General features: G+C 41.3%; 19 protein-coding genes. 15 read left to right on the top strand and 4 right to left on the bottom strand.

What is annotated here, in order from left to right:
* Positions 1 to 17: 17 nt before the first annotated feature.
* From DXB39_RS09385 to DXB39_RS09365, 5 genes are all read left to right on the top strand, one after another.
* On the top strand, positions 18 to 980 hold the full coding sequence (locus tag DXB39_RS09385) for a DNA-directed RNA polymerase subunit alpha (RefSeq protein ID WP_022242763.1): 963 nt from the start codon (positions 18 to 20) through the stop codon (positions 978 to 980).
* 131 nt (positions 981 to 1,111) lie between these two features.
* Positions 1,112 to 1,648 carry a bL17 family ribosomal protein gene (locus DXB39_RS09380; RefSeq protein ID WP_022242762.1) on the top strand — a complete coding sequence of 179 codons (537 nt, stop codon included), beginning with the start codon at positions 1,112 to 1,114 and terminating at the stop codon, positions 1,646 to 1,648.
* 169 nt (positions 1,649 to 1,817) lie between these two features.
* Positions 1,818 to 3,251: a helix-turn-helix transcriptional regulator gene (locus DXB39_RS09375; protein WP_158565984.1), complete on the top strand. Its 1,434-nt coding sequence runs from the start codon at positions 1,818 to 1,820 to the stop codon at positions 3,249 to 3,251.
* Positions 3,252 to 3,478: 227 nt separating this feature from the next.
* Complete coding sequence (locus tag DXB39_RS09370; RefSeq protein ID WP_117841523.1) at positions 3,479 to 5,233, top strand: hypothetical protein; 1,755 nt, start codon at positions 3,479 to 3,481, stop codon at positions 5,231 to 5,233.
* A gap of 86 nt (positions 5,234 to 5,319) precedes the next feature.
* A complete protein-coding gene (locus DXB39_RS09365; RefSeq protein ID WP_117841524.1) occupies positions 5,320 to 5,997 on the top strand; it encodes a TIGR00266 family protein in 678 nt (225 codons plus the stop codon).
* 214 nt (positions 5,998 to 6,211) lie between these two features.
* On the opposite strand, the gene DXB39_RS09360 is transcribed toward DXB39_RS09365, so the two are convergent.
* From DXB39_RS09360 to pdxR, 4 genes are all read right to left on the bottom strand, one after another.
* Positions 6,212 to 7,633 carry a HAMP domain-containing sensor histidine kinase gene (locus DXB39_RS09360; protein WP_117698357.1) on the bottom strand — a complete coding sequence of 474 codons (1,422 nt, stop codon included), beginning with the start codon at positions 7,631 to 7,633 and terminating at the stop codon, positions 6,212 to 6,214.
* Positions 7,630 to 8,331 carry a response regulator transcription factor gene (locus tag DXB39_RS09355; protein ID WP_117698358.1) on the bottom strand — a complete coding sequence of 234 codons (702 nt, stop codon included), beginning with the start codon at positions 8,329 to 8,331 and terminating at the stop codon, positions 7,630 to 7,632. The genes DXB39_RS09360 and DXB39_RS09355 overlap by 4 nt, the downstream gene beginning before the upstream one ends.
* Before the next feature lie 41 nt (positions 8,332 to 8,372).
* A complete protein-coding gene (locus tag DXB39_RS09350; protein ID WP_117841525.1) occupies positions 8,373 to 10,751 on the bottom strand; it encodes an endonuclease MutS2 in 2,379 nt (792 codons plus the stop codon).
* Positions 10,752 to 10,878: 127 nt separating this feature from the next.
* Complete coding sequence (gene pdxR / locus DXB39_RS09345; RefSeq protein WP_117841526.1) at positions 10,879 to 12,303, bottom strand: MocR-like pyridoxine biosynthesis transcription factor PdxR; 1,425 nt, start codon at positions 12,301 to 12,303, stop codon at positions 10,879 to 10,881.
* Between the two features lie 416 nt (positions 12,304 to 12,719).
* On the opposite strand from pdxR, the gene DXB39_RS09340 reads away from it, so the two are divergent.
* The 10 genes from DXB39_RS09340 (at position 12,720) to DXB39_RS09295 (ending at position 23,823) form a co-directional block, all read left to right on the top strand.
* Entirely contained in the window at positions 12,720 to 13,955 is a 1,236-nt protein-coding gene (locus DXB39_RS09340) for an MFS transporter (protein WP_117841527.1), read from the top strand.
* Positions 13,956 to 14,037: 82 nt separating this feature from the next.
* Entirely contained in the window at positions 14,038 to 15,279 is a 1,242-nt protein-coding gene (locus tag DXB39_RS09335) for an MFS transporter (protein WP_117841528.1), read from the top strand.
* 11 nt (positions 15,280 to 15,290) lie between these two features.
* On the top strand, positions 15,291 to 16,244 hold the full coding sequence (locus DXB39_RS09330) for a phosphoglycerate dehydrogenase (RefSeq protein WP_117841529.1): 954 nt from the start codon (positions 15,291 to 15,293) through the stop codon (positions 16,242 to 16,244).
* A gap of 15 nt (positions 16,245 to 16,259) precedes the next feature.
* On the top strand, positions 16,260 to 17,435 hold the full coding sequence (locus DXB39_RS09325) for a pyridoxal phosphate-dependent aminotransferase (RefSeq protein WP_117841530.1): 1,176 nt from the start codon (positions 16,260 to 16,262) through the stop codon (positions 17,433 to 17,435).
* Positions 17,436 to 17,587: 152 nt separating this feature from the next.
* Complete coding sequence (locus DXB39_RS09320; protein ID WP_117841531.1) at positions 17,588 to 18,862, top strand: S1C family serine protease; 1,275 nt, start codon at positions 17,588 to 17,590, stop codon at positions 18,860 to 18,862.
* A 13-nt stretch (positions 18,863 to 18,875) separates the two neighbouring features.
* Positions 18,876 to 19,823, top strand: a complete 948-nt coding sequence (locus tag DXB39_RS09315; RefSeq protein WP_117841532.1) for a 3'-5' exoribonuclease YhaM family protein — start codon at positions 18,876 to 18,878, stop codon at positions 19,821 to 19,823.
* A gap of 5 nt (positions 19,824 to 19,828) precedes the next feature.
* Positions 19,829 to 21,484, top strand: a complete 1,656-nt coding sequence (rlmD, locus tag DXB39_RS09310) for a 23S rRNA (uracil(1939)-C(5))-methyltransferase RlmD (RefSeq protein WP_117841533.1) — start codon at positions 19,829 to 19,831, stop codon at positions 21,482 to 21,484.
* Positions 21,485 to 21,569: 85 nt separating this feature from the next.
* Positions 21,570 to 22,043, top strand: a complete 474-nt coding sequence (locus DXB39_RS09305) for a GNAT family N-acetyltransferase (RefSeq protein ID WP_117841534.1) — start codon at positions 21,570 to 21,572, stop codon at positions 22,041 to 22,043.
* A 62-nt stretch (positions 22,044 to 22,105) separates the two neighbouring features.
* Positions 22,106 to 22,873, top strand: a complete 768-nt coding sequence (locus DXB39_RS09300) for a carbon-nitrogen hydrolase family protein (protein WP_117841535.1) — start codon at positions 22,106 to 22,108, stop codon at positions 22,871 to 22,873.
* Between the two features lie 746 nt (positions 22,874 to 23,619).
* Positions 23,620 to 23,823 carry a hypothetical protein gene (locus DXB39_RS09295; RefSeq protein WP_109257794.1) on the top strand — a complete coding sequence of 68 codons (204 nt, stop codon included), beginning with the start codon at positions 23,620 to 23,622 and terminating at the stop codon, positions 23,821 to 23,823.
* The last annotated feature ends 42 nt before the right edge of the window (positions 23,824 to 23,865 follow it).

Below are 23,865 nucleotides of genomic sequence, written 5' to 3'. Positions count from 1 at the left end.
GAAGGAGGGGCTTTGTAGTGTTCGATTTTCAAAAACCAACAATTGAAATTGCTGAAATTTCTGAAGACAAAAGATATGGAAGATTCGTATGCGAACCTTTGGAAAGAGGATATGGTACAACACTTGGTAATTCTTTAAGAAGAATCATGTTGTCATCCCTGCCAGGTGCAGCAGTAAGTCAGGTTAAAATCGATGGTGTACTTCATGAGTTCAGTTCTATTCCTGGCGTAAAGGAAGATGTTACTGAAATCATTATGAACATCAAAGAGCTTGCAATCCGTAATAACAGCGCTGATGATGAGCCTAAGGTAGCTTACATTGAGTTCAGTGGTGAAGGCGTTGTTACAGCAGCAGATATTCAGGTAGATCAGGATATTCAGATCATGAATCCGGATTTAGTAATTGCACACTTAAACGGCGGTGCTGATTCCAAATTATACATGGAATTAACCATTACCAAAGGTAGAGGTTATGTCAGCGCAGATAAGAACAAAGATGCAGATTTACCAATTGGTGTAATCGCAGTAGATTCTATCTATACGCCGGTAGAGCGTGTGAACTTATCCATTCAGAATACCCGTGTGGGTCAGATTACCGATTACGATAAACTGACACTTGATGTATATACCAATGGAACACTTGCTCCAGATGAAGCAGTCAGCTTAGCTGCAAAGGTATTAAGCGAGCACTTAAGTCTTTTCATTGACCTTTCCGAGAATGCTAAGACAGCAGAAGTCATGATTGAGAAAGAAGACAATGCGAAGGAAAAAGTTCTTGAGATGAACATTGACGAACTGGAGTTATCCGTACGTTCTTACAACTGCTTGAAGAGAGCAGGTATCAATACTGTTGAAGAACTTACAAACCGTACACCGGAAGATATGATGAAAGTTCGTAACCTTGGACGTAAGTCTTTGGAAGAAGTATTAGCAAAATTAAAAGAATTAGGCCTTCAGCTCAATCAGGGCGACGAGGTTTAAGATAACTCAGTGCAGCAGCACCAGTAAGTCCGACGAGCGTGGTGATGTTGGTTCATGAGTGGCACAAAACAAGCATTCGGTAAGTAAGTCCGATGAGCATGGCCGGATGTACCACAAATGGAGGAATAAAAATGGCAAAGTATAGAAAATTAGGAAGAACATCTTCCCAGAGAAAAGCATTACTGAGAAATCAGGTAACAGCATTATTAAACAATGGTAAAATTGTTACCACAGAAGCAAAAGCAAAAGAAATCCGTAAAATTGCAGAAGGTCTTATTGCAATGGCAGTTCGCGAGAAAGATAACTTCGAAGAAGTTACTGTAAAAGCTAAAGTTGCAAGAAAAGACAAAGACGGCAAGAGAGTAAAAGAAGTTGTAGATGGTAAGAAGGTTACTGTATATGACGAAGTTGAAAAAACAATCAAGAAGGATAATCCTTCCCGTCTTCATGCAAGAAGAGAGATGTTAAAAGTTCTTTATCCTGTAACTGAAGTTCCTACAGAAGCAGCAGGAAAGAAGAAAAATACAAAGAAAGTTGATTTAGTTGCAAAATTATTCGACGAAATCGCACCTAAGTATGCAGATCGTAACGGTGGTTACACAAGAATTGTAAAGATTGGTCAGCGTAAAGGTGACGGAGCTTTAGAAGTTCTTATCGAGTTAGTATAATTAACATCGTTTTATATGAATCAAAAAAGAGTCAGGACATTCGTGTCCTGGCTCTTTTTTTGCTTGTTTACAGGAAATGAGACATTTGTCAACTTGATGGAAAGAGACAATTGTATATAATGAAATTAAGACAAAAGAATGGAGCAGGGAACAGACAATGAGACAATTTATGAAACTAGAAAGAATTCGAATCATAGCAGTGCTGGCTATTTTCAATTATATATTTTTAGGCTCGGAGTATCTGTTTGACAATATGATACGCTATGCAACAGATTCCGCAGGAGTAGTAAGGGCACAGAACTATGTGCTGGGAATCAGCGTAATAGGATTCCTGTTATTCCCATGCATTAACCGTTATTTTAACCAGAAGATGCGGGAGATAGGTTTATATTTATTGCCGATAGCAGGAATCATCTGCATTTTCGTAATTCAGGAGCATTTGTCCTATCGAAGTATGCTTTTATCCGGATTCCTGCTTTATATTTTATATGGCATGATTGGAAGTGCTGTACATTATTATGCTGTGGTAAGCCTTTCGACAGAAAAAGGACTTGCACAAACCGTTGGATTTGGATATGCCTTTGGATTATTGCTTCAGTTTATCAGCAATAATCTGATACATAACAGCACTGTAGAGTCTGTTGTACTTTCCGTTTTTCTGGCGGCAATGGTATTGCTGGTTCGTAGACTGAGTCTGGAATGCAGCCGGGGGGGAGTAGGAGCAGAGGATTCAGGGTCAGATTCAGATACTGATATCCGGAAGAATAACAGGCGAAGCCTCCGGCATCCGATGCTTGCGGCATTGCTTTTGATTTCGATAGTGGTTCTAATGACATGCATTTTTTCCAGTCTAGACAATGCAGTAACTTTAGTACATGCAGGTGGAAGTATAGATATTGGTCAGTGGCCGAGATTATTGCTTGCGGTAAGCGGACTGTTGGCAGGAGTGCTTTTTGATATAAAAGAGCATAGATTTATGCAGATTATGATGTACTGTGTGACACTGCTTTCAACAATGTGTGTAGTGATAATAGTCTGGGGCGGACCATTTATGGCGGGTCTTATTGTGTTCTATTTGTCCGCAGGCTTCTTTGTGGTATATTTTACCACCAGTTTTATGGACCTTTCCTATTATATGAAAGTACCGGAGTTATGGGCTGGACTTGGAAGGGCAACAAATAATATCTGTGTCGGGATTACAGGAACTATTTCCCTGATGCTGATAGAGACCGGGGATGGAATGCGCATCAGCATCATAGCATTGATTTTATTTGCAGTTATCAGTATGCTGGTATATTTGTATATGGTACAGTTTCGTATGGATATACAGGAAGAAAATATGGCGAAAATGTTGGAAAAAGAACGTGAAAAATTTTTGGAGGATAAATTTCAGGCGTTTGTGAAGAATTATGCACTTACAAACAGGGAGCAGGATGTGTTAAGGTTATTGCTTTCTTCTGATGAAAGTGCGCAGGTAATAGCAGAGCAGCTATATATTTCAAGAGCAGCATTGTACCGTTATATGGCCTCTTTAAATGAAAAAACAGAGACGAAGTCGAGAATTGGGCTTCTTCAGTTCTATTATAGCTGGAAACAGCCATAAATTGTGGAAAATCCCTAACATGAGACAAATGTAAACTTATCAAAACAGGTGGGAAAAGCGTATATTCATATAGTAAAAGGACAGAAAAGGAAGGAGGAAAAACGTGAGAAAAAAATCCATTAGAGGATTGCTTTGTCTGCTCGTGCTGGTGGTACTGGGAGGCTGCGGAGCCTGTAACGTGTGCGGTGGAAGTGGCAGTTTATAGAAGAAAGTAAAGGAGAAAAAATATGAAGATGCGAAAGAAAATTTCCTGGTTGTTAAGCTTTTTTATGGTATTTTCATTATTTATGGGAAGTGCCGGCATGATTGTAAAAGCTGATGGACAGAAAGCAGTGGTCAGAATTGCAAGACAGGACAGCACAGCGACCGGAACCGTGTATTATAAATGGGATACGGCGGCTGAATGGACAGAAGTAAACCAGACTGCATATAATGATACACCAATAGAAATAAACAGACCGGATGACAGTCTTGATCATACGGTACATTTTAAAGTAGTATGTGGAACGGATACAATAATCAATCACTGTCAGGTGAATAAAAATGGTGCACAGGATGCAAGCCTTGACAAGAATATACTTACATCAGAGGGAGGACAGGCATTTTCTGTAAGTGCCTCAGAGCAGGTGGAACTGATTCTGGAATTTCGTACTGCAGCATCCGGAGGCGGTGGTTCCACAACGGGTCCGGCATCCGGAGAAACAATTGCAGTTACAGCAACTGCAGTGGGAGGAGCAATTGGAGACTTACAGATAGATGGCATGAGGATTGGTTCCGGAATGGGAACGAATATATCGGGCAGCTTTGCTGGAGATAAGACGCAGCAGCACAGAGTGGCAATTGCAGCAGATTTTGGTTATGCATTTGCATCCATTATGGTAAATGGAACAGCAATTCCATTAGGTGGAACGACAGACAATCTGGAATTTGAAGTGGCTCCGGCAGATTCCTATCAGATTGAAGTAGCACTGACTACGAACAGCAGCCGTAATTATAATATTATATGGGCACCATCCCTTACAGTAGCAGAACAGCATGGATTTGGAAATGACTGCGTTATTGAACATGGAAGCGTGGAAATAATCAGTGCACAGTTAGGGGATGGAACTGTGGTAAATGCAGCAGAACTGGCAGGTGGAAATATAGCAGATGCATCCACAAGACTGGATGGAGACTTTGGCTATGCCGAATTTAAAGCAGGCACCAAAGTAACCATTAAGTTTACACCGGATTATGGTTATCAGTTATTGAGCGCATCTTTAAATGGTGGAAAGCTGACAGCAGTAGATTCACAGGTAAGTACCTTTGTATTGGATATGCCTGCAACAGATTTACATCTGAGTGCATTATTTACAAAGTCAGAGGATAAAGTAAATACGGCAAGTACAAAAGTAGACGGTGCAACCCTTGGAAATGCAGAAAACATTATTGGTTCCGGAAATCTTCAGTTAAATATTGCAGATATCAGTGGAACAGAACTGAATCAGATACAGAGTGGCATGCAGGCACAGGCAGGAAATGGAGAGATTCAAAGCTATCTTTCCATGGATTTATTCCAGGTCGTAAACAAAGGAAATTCCAACGATGCATGGGAAACCCAGTTGACCGATTTAAATGCGAAATTAAATGTAACCCTTCAGGTAAAAGATGAGATGAAGAACCAGCAGGGAACTTATTATGTGATTCGAGAGCATGATGGTGCCTATGAAAAACTTCCTGCAACGTATGATGCAGCAAGTGGAACCATAACCTTTGCAACTGATAAATTTTCGGCATATGCACTGGTATTTGAAGCCGGAACTTCATCAGGTACAACAACGCCGGGAAGCGGAACAACAGGAAATACCACCGCAGGAAACACATCACAGACCGCAACCGTGAAAACAGGAGACATGACTCCGGTTGGCATCTGGTTTTTACTGGCACTGTGCAGTGGCATAGGAGCTATTTATTTTGAATGCAGAAAACGGATAAAAAATTAATAGAATATATTGGCAGACCACTCCTATATTGTTATAATGAAGAAGGTTCATGAAAATGTTATGCAAATCAGCAGGAGGGTTTAGAAATGAGATTTAATATTGAAGGCGAACCAATGCCGGTTGTAGTCTGTGAATTAGAGTCAGGCGAAATGATGATTACCGAAAAGGGAGCAATGTCCTGGATGTCTCCGAATATGCAGATGAATACTGTTGGCGGCGGAATTGGAAAAATGTTTGGAAGAATGGTTAGTGGAGAGAGTATGTTTTTAAATACATACACTGCAATGAATGGTCAGGGAACCATTGCATTTGCATCCAGTTTTCCGGGATGTATCCGGGCATTTGAGATTCAGCCAGGTTCAGATATTGTATGTCAGAAGTCAGCATTTTTAGCATCTACTTCAGGAGTTGAATTGTCCGTATTTTTCCAGAAGAGAGTAGGAGCTGGTTTCTTTGGCGGAGAAGGATTTATTATGCAGAGACTTTCTGGACAGGGAATGGCATTTGTTGAATTTGACGGCTATATCAAAGAGTATATGCTTCAGCCTGGCCAGTCAATTATCGTAGACACAGGATATCTTGCAGCAATGGATTCTTCCTGTTCTATCGACATACAGACCGTACCTGGCCTTAAGAATATCATGTTTGGTGGAGAGGGAGTATTCAATACCGTAGTAACCGGACCGGGTCGTGTATTCTTACAGTCCATGCCAATCTCACAGATGGCAGGATGTCTGCGCCCATATCTTCCGAGCGGAAAATAAATCTCCGAGGGAAGAATGAAGCACCAACTGGAAAGTAAATCATAGAAGTATGTAGAGAAAAACAGCAGCCTATGAACAGGATAAAGTTCATGAGCTGCTGTTTTCAATTTGCATGAGTAGCGTGAAACTCACAAAGGGTGTTTTTCGTAGTTGCCAAGCCATTATTATTTGTAAGAAGCTGCCGGTGGCGGGCTCTGTAGGTTATAAACTGGCGTTATAACTCTTCCCGCTGGGCTGCCGGCAGGGTGAAGATAAATTCGGTGCCGACTCCTTCGGTGCTGATGACGTTGATATTTTCATCATGTGCCTGAATAATTTCTTTTACGATAGAGAGTCCAAGACCGGAACCCTTCTTGTCCTTTCCACGGGACAGGTCGGTTTTGTAGAAACGCTCAAAAATTTTGTTCTGGCTGTCTTTTGGAATTCCGATGCCGGTATCCTTGACAGAAACAAATACTTTTTCGCTTTTCTTGGTGGTCTCAATGGTGATTTCAGAATCATGGTGGCTGAACTTGATGGCATTGTCAATCAGATTATAAACCACCTGCTGAATCTTGCTCATATCCGCTTTTACATAAAGTGTTTTACCGGCAAGAATCAGGTGGAAGGAAATCCGTTTGGCTTTGCAGGTTCCCTCAAAGGTAAGACAGGTCATTTTAATTAACTGGTTAATGTCAAATTCGCTGACGTCTAACATTGTGCCGTGGCTGCCGTATTTATTTAACTCTAAGAGGCTCTGGGTGAGCTTGGACAAACGGTCTGTCTCGAAAACAATGATATTTAAATATTTTTCCTGCATCTCCGGTGGAATCGTTCCGTCTAACATGGCTTCCACATAACCTTTGATGGAAGTAAGCGGAGAACGGAAATCATGGGAGACATTGGAAATAAATTTACGCTGGTCATCCTCCAGGGTATTCAGCTCGTTTGCCATATAATTTAGAGAAGCGGCAAGATAGCCGATTTCATCATTTTTATGTACCGGAATTTTATAACTGAAATTGCCCTCGGCAAAAGCATCAGCACCCTTAATCATTTTGCGGATTGGGATGTAGACCTCGAAGCCAATGATAATCAGTAACAGGGTTGCACAGATAAAAATCAGAAGCAGAGTCAGGTACATAATATTCAGTAAATGTGCATGATGGTGCGTGATTACGGAAAGCGGCTGGTGAATCAGCACATATCCACGCACCTTGTAATTAATCGTAATCGGCGAAAATACCGTAAGATGCGTATCGTCATAATAATTATAAAAAGAACCGGTGGTGTAATATTTGCTGCCAAAATCTGCCACATTAAATCCGTCAATGTGTGTCAGGTGGTCCATGTCCACAGATGCATTGGAGTTAATCAGAATATCACCATCTGTATTCATGACCCATATTTCTGAAGAAAGATAAGTGCTAAGGGTGGCAAGACTGTCATGCAAGTCATCTACCGTAATATCTTCATTGAAATAGTTTGAAGCATAGGTAGATGCAATCATATTGGCTTCCTTGTAAAGCCGGTCAACTTCGGTATCTTCAATATATTCATAAGTATAGTGGGAGCTGAAGGTGGATACGAGAATAAAGCCGAGAATGCCAAAAATCACATATCCAATCAGCAGCTTCAGATAAAGTCGTTTCTTCATTCTTTAACCTCGAATTTGTATCCGATGCCCCAGACCGTAGAAATGCTCCAGGCGGTATGATCGTTAATTTTCTCACGAAGTCTTTTTACATGAACGTCAACGGTTCTGGTATCGCCTACGTATTCATAGCCCCAGATATGGTCTAAAAGCTGTTCTCTGGTAAATACCTGATTCGGTGAGGATGCAAGAAAATAAAGAAGCTCTAACTCCTTTGGCGGCATATCAATTGTTTTGCCGTAATATTCTACGGAATAGTTGGAAAGATTGACCACCAGATCCGGATAAGTAACACATTTTAAATCCGGCTGTACAGGCTCCTGCTTCACCGGCTGGTAGCGGCGGAGCACCGCCTTGACTCTGGCAACCAGTTCTTTGGAATCAAAAGGCTTCATGATATAGTCATCTGCCCCCAGCTCCAGTCCGAGAACCTTGTCAAAGATTTCACCTTTGGCAGATAACATAATAATCGGAACATTTGCTTTTGCCCGGATTTCACGGCATACCTGATAACCATCAATGCCCGGAAGCATCAAATCAAGAAGAATCAGATTTGGTGCATAGGTTTCAAATTCTTTCAAAGCAGATTCCCCATCATGAACCATCTTTGTATCAAAGCATTCCTTCGTGAGATACAGGGAAATCAGTTCTGCGATATTAACATCATCATCTACAATTAAAATTTTCTGTTTTGCAGCCATAGGAAACTTCCTTTCTGTTTTACGTAGTTCATATACTTGATTTATTTAAATTCTGCAATGGTAACACCGGCATCTCCTTCACCAAATTCTCCTAAGTGGAAGGACTTGATATAAGACTGTCGTTTCAAATGACTCTGTACGGCACTGCGCAGGGCACCGGTTCCTTTTCCGTGTACGATGCGCACGGAAGGAAGATGTGCAAGATAAGCATCATCCAAGTATTTATCCAAAAGAGCAATAGCTTCATCCACTGTTTTTCCAATCAGATTGATTTCTGTGGAAACAGAAGCGGATTTACTCATCTTAAGCTTTCCGGCACCGGTCTTGGCATATTTCTTGCTGCCCGGAGCAGCATCTTCAATTAGTACTAAATCCTTGATGTTTACCTGGGAGCGGAGAATTCCCATCTGCACAAAGAGGTCACCCTTTGCATTCGGCAGGGAGTGTACCGTTCCGGTTAAATTCATACTTAATACTTTTACGCTGTCACCGATACGAAGCTTCTTTGGAACCTTTGGATTGTAGATGGCAGTATCTTTTTCCTTTGAGCTCTTTTTCTCATTGGCAGCCATTTTCTCCCGGATATTGGTACGCTGTTTTTCCATTTCCTGAATGGAAGGTCTGGTAGTGCCATATTTATTGAAATTACGGATTGCCTCATCTGCAGTATCTTTGGCTTCCTGCAGAATCTGGTTTGCTTCTTCTTTTGCTTTACGAAGAATGGCATCCCGGCTTTCATCTAATTTTTCCTGCTTGTTCTTTAACTGCTGTTTTAATGTAGCAATTTCTGATTTGTAACGGTTGATTTCTGCCTGTTCTTTCTCTATGGTGATGCGGCTTGCTTCCAGGTCAGAAAGTAAATCTTCAAAATTCTGTTCATTACTGCTGATACGGGTTCTGGCATCCTCAATTAAAGTATCGGAAAGACCGAGTTTTTTGGAAATTGCAAAGGCATTACTTTTTCCCGGAATACCGATGAGAAGACGGTAAGTCGGACTTAAGGTCTCTACATCAAATTCGCAGCAGGCATTTTCAATGCCACTGGTAGTTAAGGCATAAATCTTAATCTCACTGTAGTGGGTGGTCGCCATGGTGCGGATGCCTCGACTGTGAAAATAAGATAAGATAGAAACCGCCAGGGCAGCGCCCTCCGTAGGGTCAGTTCCGGCACATAACTCATCAAAGAGAACCAGGGAATGTTCATTGGCTTCTTTTAAAATGTGGATAATGTTGGTCATATGGGAAGAAAATGTGCTTAAGTTCTGCTCAATGCTCTGTTCATCTCCAATATCTGCAAAAATATCATCAAAAACAGCAAGTTCACTGCGGTCTCCGGAAGGAATTGGAAGTCCCGCCTGTCCCATCAGAGTGAGAAGTCCCACAGTTTTTAAGGAAACGGTTTTACCACCGGTATTCGGTCCGGTAATGACAAGCTGGTCAAAATCGCTGCCTAAGGAAATGTCGATAGGAACTACTTTTTTTGCGTCCAGCAGAGGGTGTCTGCCCTTTAAAATACGAATTTTCCGTTCCGTATTAAAATGCGGTGTAATTCCATTGTATTCCAAGGCATAAGCTGCTTTTGCAAATATAAAATCAAGCTCTGTTAAAAGCTGATAATCGGTTTCAATGGCAGGAATATATTCCCCTGCTTTTGCCGATAAAGTGGCAAGAATAACGGCAATTTCGTCCTGCTCTTTGATGGATAATTCTTTTAATTCGTTGTTCAGATTTACCACAGCCATTGGCTCAATGAAAAGAGTAGAACCGCTGGAGGACTGGTCATGCACCATACCGGTAATCTGGGATTTGGCTTCGGCTTTTACCGGAAGGCAGTAGCGGCCGTTACGCATGGTAATGACAAAATCCTGCAGGCAGTTTCTGACATTCTGGTTATTTAACATCTGGTTTAACTGTGCATGGATGCGGTCGCCGGTTGAGCGGATAGAACGGCGGATGGATTTTAAATTACTGCTGGCATCATCACTGATTTCATCCACAGAAATGATGCAGCGGCGGATCTCATCACAAAGAGGACTAAGAGGTTCTAAACCATCAAAAAGTTCGCTCAGGGAATCAGACGGAATATCTTCCCGTTCCTTTCTGCCATAGGCTTTGACCCGGCGGGCAGTCTCTAATAATTTACAGAGGCCGAGAAGCTCTTCGATATTCATGGTTCCGCCGATTTCCACACGCCGGATGGCGGAAGAAAGAGGTTTGATACCGGAGCAGTCAAGCCGTCCCTTTTTCAGGCTGCGGTTCATGGCATCCTTAGTCTGCTGCTGTGCATTGGTAATCTCTGAGAGGCTGGTGGAAGGAAGCAGGGAAAGACAGCGTTCCTTGGTATCCGCACCGAAAGCATACTCCGCGAGCCGCTCTACAATTTTATTATATTCTAATGTTCTTAAAACCTTTTGATTCATAAATATTCTCCGTAAAATGTACTAAAAATCACTGCTTCTATTATACCCCAAACCGATTGTGGTGAAAAGGGCGGTTGAAAATAAGTTTCCGGATAAATGGCAGGATAAATATTTTGATCCCACGATTTTATAATAACTCGGACAGTGCCTTTGCCAGTGCTTCACAGGCTTCTGGAATTTCTGATTCTTCCAGTGAACTAAAGCCCAATAGAAAGATATCCTCGGAAGCCGTTCCAGTATGGAAGTACTGTTGAACACCATAAATGGAAATGGACTTTTCGCGCAGGGCGTCGATCAGCTTTTGCTGGTTGGTGCAGTTGCGGATCCGGACAATAATGTGGGAACCGGCAGGCGTATCTACTACATCCATATAGGAAGAAAGAAATGTATGGATGGATTTCAGCAGAAGATTATATTTATGTTCATTTATCTTAACCAGCTTCCGCAGGTGACGCTCAAAGTCACCAGATGCAATAAAATTGGATAAGGCAATCTGGTTAAAGGAAGGAAGTGCCGCATTAAAATAGCGGTACATCTGCTCATACTTATCCAAAAGAGAATATGGGAGAACAAAAAATGCCGTCCGCATGGATGGAGTCAGTATCTTGGCGAAAGTGTTAAAATAAATGACATGGTCATAGTGGTCAAGAGACTGCAGGGACGGAATCGGTCTGGTCTGATGCGGGAATTCACTGTCGTAGTCATTTTCTATGATGTAGGCATCGTTTCTGATTGCCCACTCCAAAAGCCGCAGCCGGTTGCTGACCGGAATGGTGCGGCCGGTAGGAAACTGATGGGATGGCATAACATAAAGGAGGTTACAGCAGGAATCAAAAAGCTTGTCAATATCAATGCCATTTTCAACAACTGGAATCGGAAAAAGTTCATATCCGTTCTGGAGAAAAATATTCCGGATACCATTGTGAGATGGCTCTTCATAGGCAATCCGGTGCTTCTCTGCCGGGAGCAGCCGGCTGATGATTTCAATGCCATACTGGGTGCCGGGCACAAGGATTACCTGTTCCGGGTCGCAGTGAACGCCACGGTTCCGATTCAGATAATGACAGATATTGGAACGGAGTTCATAGTTTCCTTTATTGGATTCGTATTGGATTTTCTGCTGATTCTCTTCCTGAAGTAAAGCATTGTTTACGTACTGCCGCCATAGCTTCCACGGAAAAAGATGGGAATATACGACATCGTGTTTAAAATCATAACGGACAGGAGTTGCTCTTGGTGCAAGATTTTGTCCGGAAATAGAAGAAGTTATCTTTTTGGAAACCGGAGGAACAGAAAGGGTGTCCAAGAAAGTATTGGAGATATCCTCTACATAATAACCGGAGCCTGGAACAGAGCGGACATAACCCTCTGCCGTTAATTGCAGATAAGCTTTGGATACTGTGTTCAGGCTGATATTAAGCTTTTCAGAAAGCGTCCGGATTGGCGGAAGAGCCGAGTTCTTCGGCAGGGAACCGTTTGTGATTTCTTCAATAATGGAAGTATATAACTGCTGATAGAGCGGAGCCGAATCCGCCTTGTTAACATAAATCATAAAATCCTCTCCTTTGCATCAGGTGATACAGTTAATTTATTATATAGTCGCATAAAATCCTTTTCAATAGAAAAAACAAAATTGTAACCATGAAAAAAGTAAAAATTGTCACTTTTCGAATAACAAAATTAGTGATATGCTCAGGACAACAAAAAAATAAAGAGAACAAATCAACGACGGAGTTGACCAGGGAAACCTGTGTCAACTCTATTTTTTTTACGCGAGTAGCGAGAAAAAATCTGGGAGAAAAGAAGGAGCCAAGCTTGCTTGAGCGAACTTCTTTTCAACCCAGATTTGGACGAGCACCGCGATAACCCGAGAAATTTGCAAAGCATATTTCTCGGGTGACGCGAGTAGCTCGATGCTGCAAAGCATATTTCTCGCGTGATGCAAATAGCGAGAAAGGAGTGAATCCAATGGCTGAAAGCAGAAAACGTCAGACATCCGTATTTATATTATTAATATTAGCTGCAGGAACCGTTTATAAAGTTCCATATCTGAAGTCTGTTTTCTATGACCAGCTGGTAGCAAGCCTTGATATTACCAATACACAGCTTGGAATTCTTTCCTCCTTCTATGCAGGCGTAAAGATGTTAATTTATATTCCGTGCGGAATCATAGCAGACCGGCTGGATACCAAGAAATGCCTTGTCTTTTCCTTATTGGGAGAGGGAATTTTAACCGGTGTCTATGCACTGCTTCCTTCCTTTGGAATCCTGGAACTGATACAGGCACTGTTAGCACTGGTAAATGTATTTTTCTGGACCTCATTTATTAAGAGTATCCGAATCCTGGGTAAAAATATGGCACAGGGTAAAATCTTCGGATTAAGTGAAGGCTTTCGCGGAATTACCGGTTCCATAGCAACATTCATTGCATTAAAATGCGTGTCCATGATGGCAGAGACCGCACACTCTATCAGAGGAGCACTGCTTTTCTATGGAGCGTTGTATCTGGTGACAGGAATTCTCATTTTGTTTCTATATCCAGATGATATGGAAGAAGATGCAGACCATCATCAGACCTGGGCAGATTATGTAGCAGTCTTTAAGAAACCGGCAATCTGGATGGTATCACTTTTGATATTTACCACATACAGCATGCAGGTAGCTTTTGAATATACCACAACTTATATGACACAGGTACTGGGAATCGCCGCAGTTACCGTTGGAACCATAGCAACCATCCGGGATAATATCTGTGGAGTAATCGGAGCACCGTTAGCAGGCGCTTATGCAGACCGGGTGAAATCTTCCACAAAAGTGATTTCCTGGTTAATCGTAGTAGAAATTGTTTTATCCATTGTACTTTTCTTAAGTCCTGAGACACCAAAGATTGCATATGCTGCAATGGGATTTGTACTGGTGTTCAGCGTGGTACTCCATGGAGTCCGCGGAGTATATTATTCAACAATGTCAGAAACCGGAATACCGGTTTCCATGACAGCAACTGCAACGGCAGTAGTGGCAGTGCTTGGTTATACACCGGATATGTTTATGTCACTCTGGTGCGGACATATTTTAGATGCTTACGGCTATGAAGCAGGATTCAAAAAAATATTTGCAATTATAGTTATTTTTGGAATCATTGCATGGGGCATCAGTCTTGTGATGCGCAGTTATCAGAAACGGCTTTTAGCAAAGCAGAAATAAAATAGCTTTTACGAGATTTCCTGCTTCCCGGGATTTGCAGGAGTCTCTGTAAATAGAAATAAAAAGTAAAGGAGATTTTCTTATGAGTGATGCAAAATCAAATAAGATGACAAAGTGGATTGGTTTTATTATCCTGACACTTGCAGCAGGTTTAATTTACCGTGTCCCATATTTAAAAACAGTATTTTATGACAACATGGTATCTGACTTCGGACTTACAAATACACAGATTGGTTTATTGATGACGGTGTATTCTTTGACAAAAACAATTCTTTATATTCCGGGGGGCATTCTGGCAGATAAATTTGACAACCGGAAAATGTTACTTGGTTCCACCGGCTTGCTGGCAATTTTAACATTCTGGTATGCAACTTCACCGGGGTTTGCCGTATTGAGAGTAATTTATTTCTTCCTGGCAATTTCTAACGTATTATTCTGGGTATCCTTTGTAAAGGCGGTCCGTTTGTTTGGCTCAGAGGATGAACAGGGTTCCGTATTCGGTTACAGCGAAGGAATCCGTGCAGTAGCAGGCTTAATTATTAACTTTGCGGCACTTGGTATTTTAGGTGTATACATTTCTTCCACCTGCCCGTTACGTTATGTCTTAATTTTCTATGGCATCGTATATGTGATTATGGGAGTGTTCATGTTCTTCCTGCTTCCACATGATGATAAGAAAGAAAATGTTGCAACTTCCTTTAAGGATTACATTAACGTATTGAAAGTACCAAGCGTATGGCTGGTAGCAATCCTGGTATTATGTGCATACAGCGTACAGGTTGCAGCAGAATATACCACAACATATCTTACAACCATATTTGGCATGAGTGCAGTAGTAGCCGGAATCGTAGCAACCATTCGTTCTTATGGAATTGGAATCTTTTCCGCACCAATCATTGGAAAGATTTCTGATAAGGTAGGTTCTTATACCAAAACATTAATTGGTTTATTTGTGATTGAAATTATCTTTGGTATTGCATTAATCGCAATTCCTGGAAAACCGAACTTCTTAATCCTTGCAATCGTTGTAGTGCTGGCTTTGGCAACTGTTTACTATGCAGTTCGCGGTGTATATTATGCAACCATGGGTGAAGCTGGCGTTCCGGTAGCAATGACAGGAACTGCAACCGGTATTATTTCCGTTATCGGATATCTGCCGGATTCTTATGAAAATACAATTTTAGGTAACTTCTTAGACAAATATGCAGCAGGCGGTTTCAACTATGTATTCGGGACCATCGTAATATTTGCATTACTTGGAATCGGCGTATGCTTCATCATCCGCTTCGTTGGAAAAAGAAATAAAGCTCAGACTGAGAAATAGAGGAAATTGATATGAAAATAGCAATTACCTGCCACTATGCATCGCTTCCGGATGATCATCCTACCTGGAAGCGGGCAATAGAAGCAGCAGAAGTAGTATTAAGTGAAAAAGTAAATTTAAGCAAAGAAGAACTTTTAGATTTTGTTTCCGATGCAGATGCATTGATTTCAGGAACAGATTTCATCAAAGAAGATGTGATTGCAGAACTTCCGGATTGTTTAAAGGTAATATCAAGACCGGCGGTAGGCTATGACAGAGTAGATATTAAGGCTGCCAGAGCCCGTGGCATTGATGTATGCAATGCACCGGGAACCAACAGCAACGCAGTAGCAGAATTGGCAATGGGGTTAATGCTGTGCTGCGCAAGGTCACTTCCGTATCATTTTGCCAATACAAAACAGAAATTATGGAAGAATGACAGAAATGGAATGGAGCTTACCGGAAAGACACTGGGAATCTTAGGATTAGGTGCAATCGGAAAAGAACTGGCAAAGAAAGCTGCCGCATTTGGCATGAAAGTATTAGGCTATAGCCGCCATATTGATGAGTCATTCTGCAAAGAATATGGAATCATACCTGCTGACCGGGAGACGATTTTGCAGGAAAGTGATGTTATTTCCCTGCATATGCCACAGACTCCGCTGACGAAAGAAAGTATCAATAAAGAAGCATTTGCACAGATGAAAAAAGGAGTCATTTTAATTAACACATCACGAGGTTATCTTGTAAACCGTGCAGATTTAGTGGATGCCATAAAGGCAGGAATTGTTGCATCCTATGGAACAGATGTTATGCAGGAGGAGCCGCCGGAGACAGATGACCCGCTGTTTTCACTGGATGAAGTTGTGATAACACCGCATATGGGTGCATCCACAGAGGAAGCACACATTAAAATGATGGATGTGGCAATGACGAATGCACTGGATATTCTGGAAGGAAAGGCTTGTAAGAACATTGTAAACTAAGGGAGGAAGAGAAACATGGAACAGACATTAAGAGATGGTCTGAATAACCAGATTTTATCAATAGAGGTATCACTGATTCGAAAATTTGATGAGCAGACCAGTGATGTACCGGATATTTTGAAATTAACATTAGGAGAGCCGGATTTTAATACACCGGAACATATCAAACAGGCAGCAATTAAGGGCATAGAAGAAAACTTTACCCATTATACCGCAAATGCCGGAATGCCGGATTTGCTAAAAGGCGTTGCCGCATTTATGAAGACAAAATATCATTTAAATTATGATCCTGCCGGTGAAATCTTAACAACGGTCGGAGCAGAGGAAGGTGTAGCAGCATCTATTTTAACTGCACTGAATCCGGGGGACAAAGTAATTGTGCCATCCCCGATTTATACCGCCTATGTTCCACTGATTCGTCTGGCGCGGGCAGTACCGATTACAGTAGATACCAGTGACACCGGAATGGTGCTGACACCGGAACGGTTAGAAAAAGCCATCGAAGAAAATGGTGGAGATATCAAAGCAATTGTATTAAATTATCCGAGTAATCCTACCGGAGTTACTTATTTAAAGGAAGAGCTGGCAGCATTGGCTGAAGTCATCAAAAAGCATCATATACTGGCTATCTGTGATGAGATTTACAGCGAATTAACCTATGGCGATGAACCGCACCATTCCATGGCAGAATTTGCCAAGGAGAATACCATTGTAATCAATGGATTGTCCAAGTCCCATGCCATGACCGGATGGCGTGTCGGATTTATCTTAGCAAGTGCCGATATTATCAAAGAAATCCGTAAGACACATATGTATCTGGTATCCAGCACCAGCTCCATTTCCCAGAAAGCAGCATTAGAGGCTGTAACAGCGGGTATAGATGATGCACTGGAAATGAGAAAAGAATATCAGAAACGGAGAGATTTCCTATATGAAAAATTAAGCGCATTGGGATTTGAAATTGCAAGACCAAACGGAGCTTTTTATATCTTTGCAAAGATTCCGGCAGGACAGATTCAGGATAGTATGCAGTTCTGCGTGGACCTGGCAAAAAAAGCACATCTTTCCGTGATACCGGGCATTGCCTTTGGCAAAGAGGGCGAGGGCTATATCCGTATCAGTTATGCGGCAGCCATGGAAAAATTAGAGGAAGCCATGCGCCGGATGGAAAGCTATATTCTTGGAAAATAATCTTTTATATAGAAAACATATTTATATCATTACTCTTAAAAGAGGGCAGGTACTGATTGTATCTGCTCTCTTTTTTAAAAAATGTTGCAACATAGGCAGATAGAAAGTATAATTAAAATTGGTTGTATTTACAGTAGAAAAGAGGATTCCCTATGTCAGAAAATGAAAAAGAGGAATTTGCATTTATCAAAGAGAAAATCAAGAACAAGCCGTTAAATAAGAGACGTATTATTTTAAAAACGGCATTTACGGTTGTGCTTGCGGTTGTCTTTGGACTTGTATCCTGTTTTGTATTTACATGGATGCGCCCGGTGATGGAAGAGTGGCTGAATAAGCCGGAGGATACCAGGGTGAGCATCCCGAAAGATGAAGAGGTACAGCCGGATACGGAAGAAGAGACAAATTCCACGGAGACAGGTGTAGACGAGCCGGATGTAGAAGAAGGCTTAAAAGAGCTTACACCGGAGGAATATCAGAAATTACAGAGTAAGCTTTATGCGATTGGAAGCGAAGCAAATAAGTCCATTGTTACGGTGACAGGTGTGACCAGTGATGTGGACTGGTTTAACACGCCTTATGAGAGACAGGGACAGGCAAGTGGAGTCATTATTGCGGATACCGGTCAGGAGCTTCTGATTATGACAGAGCGCAAGGTCATAAGCGGAGCAAAATCCATTCATGTGACCTTCCTTGATAACAGCACCGTAGAAGCGGAGCTTAAAAACTATGACGGAAATACCGGAATTGCGATTTTAAATGTAAAACGTTCCGACATCGAAGAAAGCACTCTGGGCAGAATTAAAGTGGCAGTGCTTGGAAATTCACTTCAGACCACACAGGGCAGCGTTGTGCTGGCACTGGGCAGTCCGCTGGGAACGAATTTCTCCATATTGACAGGAAATATTACATCGACTTCTAACAGCATTTCCACCTTTGATGCAAACTACAATGTACTGACAACAGATATTGTGGGCAGTAGTCAGGGAAGTGGTGTACTGGTCAATCTTTCTGGTGAAGTGGTTGGAATTGTTATGCAGGATTACAGCAGCGGCGATGAGAATACGCTGACCGCAATTTCCGTTTCCCAGTTGAAAGACATTATCGAGAAGCTTTCCAATGGACAGGATATTCCGTATCTTGGACTGAAACTGACTTCTGTAACATCTGACATTGAAAAGGAATATGACATACCAAAGGGCGTATATATTAAATCAGTGGGAATTGATTCCCCGGCGATGGCGGCAGGCTTGCAAAGCGGTGATGTCATCGTAAAGATTGCCGGAGAAAATGTAGAGACAGCGCAGGCATATAAGAATGTGTTATCCGGGCAGACTCCGGGAGATGTTGTAAAGATTACCATAAAACGCCAGGGGGCAGCAGGCTATGTAGAAATCGAATGTTCTGCAACCGTTGGTGTACTAAAATAGAAAGAGGAAAATTATGCATTATATTGAAACATTACGCGAAGGCGAAAGAGTAAATGAAATCTATCTTTGTAAAAATAAGCAGTCAGCGCTGACGAAGGCAGGTAAGCCTTATGAAGCATTGATTTTACAGGATAAAACAGGCACACTGGATGCAAAAATCTGGGAGCCGGGCTCTGTGGGAATTGATGATTTTGACCGCTTTGATTACATCAATGTAGTGGGAGATATCACAAGTTTTCAGGGCGCATTACAGTTAAATGTAAAGAGGGTCCGGAAAGCAGCCGAGGGAGAGTATGAACCAAAGGAATATCTTCCGGTCAGCGAATATAATGTAGATGAAATGTATGAGCAGTTACTTGGATATATTAAGCAGATGGAGAATCCATATCTTAAGAAACTGGCAGGCAGTTTCTTTATCGAGGATGCAGATTTTGCAAAACGTTTTAAATTCCATTCTGCAGCAAAAAGCGTGCATCACGGTTTTGTGGGCGGACTTTTAGAGCATACTTTAAGCGTAACGAAGCTTTCTGCTTATTTTGCTGACAACTATAAGATTCTCAATAAAGATTTACTGGTTTGTGCCGCCATGTTTCACGATATCGGAAAGTTAGAAGAGCTTTCTACTTTCCCGGAAAATGATTACACCGATGAGGGACAGCTTTTAGGACATATCATGATTGGAGCCATGGAAATTGCAGAGCGCATCAAGACCATCGATGGTTTCCCGGTGAAACTGGCACATGAGATGGAACACTGTATTCTGGCACATCATGGAGAGTTAGAGTATGGTTCTCCGAAGAAGCCGGCATTACCGGAAGCTGTAGCATTAAGCTATGCAGATAATATTGATGCAAAGATGGAGACCATGCGTGAGCTTTTGGCAAACGTACCGGAAGGAGATACTCAGTGGCAGGGATTCAACCGTCTGTTTGAATCGAACATCCGCAGATCGAGTATATAAGAAATATGAAAAAAGATGACATTGTTACACTGACCATTGACGATATCGGAACTAACGGCGAAGGTATCGGAAGAACGGAAGGCATCACACTTTTTATCAAGGATGCTCTACCGGGAGACATGGTTTGTGCCAAAATCATGAAGATGAAAAAAACTTATGGCTATGCCCGCCTGATGGAAATTCTTAAGGAATCCACCATGCGGACAACCCCGCCATGCCCGGAACATAAGCGGTGTGGTGGCTGCCAGATTCAGGCACTTTCTTATGGGAGCCAGCTTAAGTTTAAGGAAAATAAAGTACGCAACAACTTAAAACATATCGGCGGATTTGAAAATCCAAAGGTCTTACCAACACTTGGCATGCAGGAGCCTTACCGCTACCGGAACAAAGCACAGTTTCCGGTGGGTTATGATAAAGAAGGCAACCTGGTGGCAGGCTTTTTTGCGTCCAGAACCCACAACATTATTCCGGTGCAGGACTGCCTTTTGGGAAAGGAAGGCAACGGAAGAATCCTGTCCCTTATTTTAGACACCATGAAATCCTATGGCGTCAGTGCCTATGATGAGAAAACCGGAAAAGGCTGCGTCCGCCACATCTTAATCCGTTACGGTGAAAAAACAAAAGAGTGGATGGTCTGCTTTGTGATCAATGGCAAGAAGCTGCCGCATGCAGAAAGTTTTATCGAAGTATTAAAGGATTTGCCGGGGATGACAAGTATTACTGTAAATATCAATGAAACCCGGGGCAACGTGATTTTAGGGGAAGAGACTTATACCCTCTATGGACAGGGTTATATTACAGATTATATCGGAACAATTTCATTTCAGATTTCCCCACAGTCTTTTTATCAGGTAAATCCGGTGCAGACAGAGGTGCTTTATAATAAAGCTTTGGAATATGCCAAGCTCACCGGCGAAGAAACGGTCTGGGATTTATATTGCGGTATCGGAACCATTTCCTTATTTCTGGCACAGAAAGCGAAGAAGGTTTATGGTGTGGAAATTGTACCGCAGGCAATCGCAGATGCCAAAGAGAATGCCCTTCGAAATCACATTTCCAATGCAGAATTTTTCGTTGGGAAAGCAGAGGAAGTCTATCCGGCATACTGTGCCGCCCATGGCGAGGAAGCCCGTGCAGAAGTTATCGTAGTGGACCCGCCACGCAAAGGCTGCGAGGAATCCCTCCTTGCCATGATGTGTGAGATGGCACCACAGCGTATCGTCTATGTAAGCTGTGATTCCGCAACCCTGGCCCGGGATTTGAAATATCTTTGCAGCCATGGATATGACCTCGTGGAGGTGCAGCCGGTAGACCAGTTCGGCCATACGGTACATGTGGAGACGGTTGTTCTTTTGTCCCAACTGAAACAAAAGCCGGATGATTACATTAATGTCACAATTGAACTTGATGATGTGGATATAACATCTGCAGAGACTAAGGCAACATATGATGAGATAAAGAAGTATGTGGCAGAGCATAATGACGGAATGAAGGTTTCTAATCTGTATATATCACAGATAAAGAGAAAATGCGGAATTGAGGTTGGAAAGAATTATAATTTACCTAAAAATGAAGACAGTAGGCAACCACAGTGTCCGGAAGATAAAGAGAGAGCAATTGTGGAGGCATTGGAGCATTTTAAGATGATTCAGCTGAAATAAAAAGTGTTTGATAAATCGTTGTTTGTGGAGGTGTTTGGATGTGCGGAATAGCAACTGATTTATAAAGAATAAATCGGAGGTTTATATGGATTATTCAATAAGAGAATTAAGACAAAACGAGTCCAAGGTGCTAAATACTTTTTTATACGAAGCAATTTTTATTCCAGAAGGGGCTCCTATACCACCAAAAGAGATTATAAATCAACCAGAATTACAGGTGTATGTTAAAGATTTCGGTAAGAATAAAGGAGACTTGTGTTTGGTTGCTGAAGCCAATAATGAAATTGTTGGTGCAGTATGGTGTCGTATTATGAATGATTATGGACATATTGATGCTGAAACACCATCATTTGCAATTTCACTTTTAAAACAGTATAGAAACTATGGTATTGGAACTAATCTAATGGAGCAGATATTAAAAAAACTGAAAATGCAAGGATATAAGCAAGCGTCATTATCTGTTCAGAAGATGAATTATGCAGTTCATATGTATCTAAAAGTAGGATTTGAAATTGTCGATGAGAATGACGAAGAGTATATAATGATTTGCAAATTGTAGGAATCTGTAATTTGAGTTTATGGTTTACAAATCGTTATTTGTAGAGAGGAGATGATTGTTAAATGAGAATTGCTGCGTATCAATTTGCTGTATCTGGAAATATTAGTGAGAATTATAAAGAAATAGAAAAAGCAATGTATATCGCAAAAACTGAAAATGTTCAGTTGCTTATATTTCCAGAATGTTCATTAACAGGGTATCCTCCGAGAAATATATCTAATGCGTCATGTGTTGATTTTAATCTTGTTCAGATAATGTGTGATAAACTTCAATCAATAGCTAACAAAAATGACATTTCCTTTATTATTGGAACTATAGTTAAAGAAAAAGAAATATACAATAGAGCAATGTTGTTTCAACCTAATAGTCAAATTGAGTTCTATGATAAGCGTGCCTTGTGGGGATGGGATAAGGATAATTTCACAAAAGGCAGTAACAATGGAATATTTGAAATGGAAGGGATAAAATTTGGAATAAGAATTTGTTTTGAAATCAGATTTCCTGAATTCTTTCGAGAACTATACAAAAGAAATACAGATATAAATCTAGTTCTATTTTATGATGTAGCAGATATAGATGATAACGAAAGATATAACATGATTAAAGGACACTTACAAACTCGAGCAGTTGAAAATGTTACTACCACTATTTCTGTAAATGCTATTTCACCATTTCAAACGGCTCCGACAATGGTCCTTGGAAAATCGGGTCAGTGTATAAAAGAATGTGTTAGAAATAAGCCTGAACTTTTGATTTATGATTTTGAAAAGACAGAGAATGATTTCGGTGAAAAAGGAAGGATATCAATATCTGATATGTTGATTGAATAGAGTGCAATTGATGTTTCAAGACAATGAATTGGTTAACTTCCAGTTTGTATGTATGATAAATCTAAACAGTATTTTAGCAACATATCCTGAGTGGGGGGCAGAAAGTGCCCCCACTTTCACTATTTGGGGGGCGAAAAGCGCCCCCGGAATTCAAAAGTGACTCCATTTTGTGCCCCCGTTTTTTGAAATCTGGAATCTAAACAAGATTACAATGAAATCAGAATTTAAAAAGTGGTGGCAAAAAGCGCCGTCAAAATCGTAAAGTGGGGGCAGAAAGCGCCACCAAAATGATAAAATGGGGGCAAAAAGCGCCCCCACATATAATAAACAAAGGGTTCAAGGGAAAAATCCCTTGCTAGAACGGCATTTGGATGGAGACATCTCTAATGCGTATCTAGCCGTCGCTGGGGACTGATATATAAGAAGGAATATTGTTTAAGCAGGAAAAGACATAGAAGACTCTGGCTATATCGCAGGATATGTGCCTTGAAAGAATTGATTTGTGATAGATAGAAATATTTGAAAACTACCATTCAGTAAAATCTATTCCATTTTAGTAAGTCTTGAGATAAAATATGTTCTGTGAATTATTCACAAGATTATATCAGATGGGAGTCAATCTCCCATCTGATATAGCCTCCGGCAGGATTGCAGAGGTGCGCATTTGAAGAATGTCATGCATTTGCATGACGCGCACCTCGCAGCAAGAATGCCGAGGCATTCTTGAATTTAAGGGAGGCTTGGCAATGAACAAGGATTTTGAACGCTGCTGTAGCTTTCTTGCAGACATGATTATTAAATATGCACCAGAGATAAAAGAAGAAGTAGAGGTGTGTATGATGATCAAGGATTCCATTGATGACGAGAAAGTAAGCAGGCAGAAACAATTTGACCGGTTCTGTTATTACTTAGGTGGGATAAAACAGCTTCTGGACAAAAAGGCTGCATAGGCAGCTGGCATCCTGTAGATAATATGCTACGGGATGTATACA

Source organism: Roseburia sp. OM03-7AC (assembly GCF_003462625.1).
Taxonomy (GTDB): Bacteria; Bacillota; Clostridia; order Lachnospirales; family Lachnospiraceae; genus Roseburia_C; species Roseburia_C amylophila.
This window is presented reverse-complemented; position numbering and strand designations above follow the sequence as displayed.